This window comes from Phenylobacterium sp., from assembly GCF_028290885.1.
Taxonomy (GTDB): domain Bacteria; phylum Pseudomonadota; class Alphaproteobacteria; order Caulobacterales; family Caulobacteraceae; genus Phenylobacterium.
Map to the genome: position 1 here is coordinate 1 of NZ_JAQGIZ010000215.1, position 2830 is coordinate 2830.

A 2830-nucleotide genomic window follows, 5' to 3' on the forward strand; every position below is an offset into this window, starting at 1 on the left:
CTCCTAGGTCTTCATCGAGCCCAGGCCGTGCTCGGCGCTGATCGACCCGCCCATGGCGGCCACGATGTCGTGGACGATGCGCGAGCCGGCGTCGCGCCGCGCCGAGGGGTCGGCGTCCGAGCCGCCGTCGGCGCACAGGACGTCATAGTGGATGTTGCCGTCGCCCATGTGGCCGAAGGCGGCGATGCGGGCGCCCGGCGCGAAATCTTGCATGGCGGCAGTGGCTTGCGTGAGGAAGGCCGCGACCTGGCTGACCGGAACGGAGATGTCGTGCTTCCAGGTGGCGCCCTCGGGCTTCTGGGCCGGCGACTGGTTCTCGCGGATGGCCCACAGCGCCTTGGCCTGGGCGTCGGTCTGCGCGACGACCGCATCACGGATCAGGCCGTCTTCCAGTCCGGCGGCGAGGAACCGCTCCATCGCGGCCTCGGCCGACCCCGGCTCGCCGGAAGAGAACTCCGCCAGCACGTACCAGGGATGGACCTCGGCCAGCGGATCGCGCGTGCCGGCGATGTTCTTCAGCGCGAAGTCGACGCCCAGCCGGCCCATCAGTTCGAAGGCCTCGACGGCCCCGCCGGTCTCGTCCTTGGCGCGGACCAGCAGCCGGATCGCGACCTCAGGGCTCTCGACGCCGATCATCGCCACCGCCCGCGAGGCCATAACGGGATAGAGCTTCAGCGCCGCGGCCGTGACCACGCCCAGCGTCCCCTCGGCCCCGATCAACAGTTGTTTCAGGTCGTAGCCGGTGTTGTCCTTGCGCAGGCGCTTCAGGCCGTTCCACACCTCGCCGTTCGGCAGCACCGCCTCCAGCCCCAGCACCAGGTTGCGCGTCATCCCGTAGCGCAGCACCTGGGTGCCGCCGGCGTTGGTGGAGACCACCCCGCCCACCGTCGCCGAGCCCTCCGACGCCAGGCCCAGCGGAAACCGCCGCCGCATGGCCGCGGCGGCCTCGTGCGCCGCGGCCAGGGTCACCCCGGCCTCGGCCACCAGCACGTCGTCGAAGGCGTCTGTCTCGCGGATCGTCCGCATCCGCTCGGTGGAAAGCAGCACCTCGCCCATCGGGATCTGGCCGCCCACCAGGCCGGTGTTGCCGCCCTGCGTCGTGATCGGCGTCCCGGACTCGCAGCAAATACCCACCACCGCGGCGACGTCCGCCGTGGTCTTCGGCAAGGCGAGCAGCGGCGTCTCGCCGCTCCAGCGGTCGCGCCATTCCAACAGCTTGGGCGCCAGCCGCTCCGGATCCTGGCTCCAGCCGCCCTCGCCCAGGACGGCCTTCAGGCGGGACAGCACATCGGCGGGAACGGGGGCGGTCATGGCTCCAGTCTAGCGCCGTGGGCCTAGCCCACAAACCCCGCCGCCCGGCGCAGGCGGTCGTTGATGGCCTCGCCCAGGCCCTCGTCCGGAATCGGCGCGACGGCGATGCCCGCGGCCGTCGACCGGTCAGCGGCCCGCAGGTAGGCGAACAGGTTTGCCGCCGCCTCGGCGAGGTCGCCGTCGGGGCTGAGGTTCAGGGGTTCCGGAAGGCCGATAGCGCCGAACCCCAGCCAGACTTCATCGGCCCGCGGCTCGGTCACGTTGAGCCGCAGGGGCAGGTTCGGGGCGTAGTGCCGCGCCAGGCGGCCGGGCGAGCGTTTCGCATCCGCCTCGGCCTCGGACAGCGGCCCGATCAGGGCTTCGATCTGCGCCCGCGTGACCGACCCAGGCCGCAGCAGCCGGGCCTCGTCCAGCAGGGCCACGACCGCCGATTCCAGCCCGATCTGGCAAGGCCCGCCGTCCAGGGCCACAGCGGCGGCCGCACCGGTCTCCTCGACCGCGTCGGCGAAGGTGGTGGGGCTGGGCCGCCCCGAGCGGTTGGCGGAGGGCGCGACCAACGGACCGCTGAAGGCCCCCAGCAGCGCATGCGCCAAGGGGTGGGCGGGCGCGCGGACGGCCACGGTGTCGAGGCCCGCGCGGGCCAGGTCGCAGACCGCCGCCGCGTCGGCGATCGGCAGCACGAGGGTGAGCGGACCCGGCCAGAACGCCGCCGCCAGACGCTCGGCGCGGTCGTCGAAGCGGGCGATCCGCCGCGCCATGGCCACGTCGCTCACATGGGCGATCAGCGGGTTGAAAGCCGGACGCCCCTTGGCCGCATAGACCGCCGCCACGGCGCGCGCGTCGCCCGCGTCCGCCGCCAGGCCGTACACCGTCTCGGTCGGCAGGATGACCAGCCCGCCCGCTCTTAGCGCGGCGGCGGCCCCCTCGAGCTCGGGAGAACTGGCTATGTCGGCGGCGCGATCCACGGCGGCTGGTTACACCGCCGGGCCGGCGGCTGTCCTACTTCTTGGGCTTGCGGAATTTGTAGATGAACTGGTCGGTGTGCCCGCGGATGCTCTTGTCGAACACCACCTTCTTGTGGTCGTCGGCGGGGTTGCGCAGCACGTCGCTCTCGCCCTCGAAGACGAAGCCCGCGTCGGTCACCTGCTTCTTGACGATCGCCGGGTCGATGCGGTGCAGGGTGTCGGTGTCGCGCAGGCCGGACCCCGCCTCGGCCACGTGGTCGACCACCAGAAAGACGCCGCCGGGCTTCAGCGCCTTGTAGACCGCCCGGTTGAGGACCATCGGGTCGATCTTGCCCATGAACTTGTCTGGATAGTCGTGATAGTTCTGGACGGTGAACACTAGGTCCACCGGCTCCGGCGTCGCGAAGGCCGCGCCGGGCTGCAGGACCACCGAGGTGTTGGCATAGCCGGCCTTGGCGAGCTCGGCGTTCTTCACCGGGTCGGGCTGGGCTTCCTTGGCGTACTCCTCCGGCCAGATCATGTAGACGTGGCCCTTGGGGCCCACGGCCTTCGAG

At 71.7% G+C, this 2830-nt stretch carries 2 protein-coding genes and 1 pseudogene; all 3 read right to left on the reverse strand.

Features of this window, described 5'->3' with window-relative positions; all coding sequences use genetic code 11:
• Positions 1-3: 3 nt before the first annotated feature.
• Positions 4-1311: an FAD-binding oxidoreductase gene (locus tag JWP28_RS14525; RefSeq protein WP_299543964.1), complete on the reverse strand. Its 1308-nt coding sequence runs from the start codon at positions 1309-1311 to the stop codon at positions 4-6.
• 23 nt (positions 1312-1334) lie between these two features.
• Positions 1335-2276, reverse strand: a complete 942-nt coding sequence (locus JWP28_RS14530; protein WP_299543966.1) for an L-threonylcarbamoyladenylate synthase — start codon at positions 2274-2276, stop codon at positions 1335-1337.
• 34 nt (positions 2277-2310) lie between these two features.
• Positions 2311-2830 (reverse strand): annotated as a pseudogene (locus tag JWP28_RS14535) (methyltransferase); the annotation flags it as partial.

Excerpts from the sequence above, each read along its gene's own strand:
- JWP28_RS14525 (WP_299543964.1), bottom strand. The coding sequence starts at position 1,311 with ATGACCGCCCCCGTTCCCGCCGATGTGCTGTCCCGCCTGAAGGCCGTC.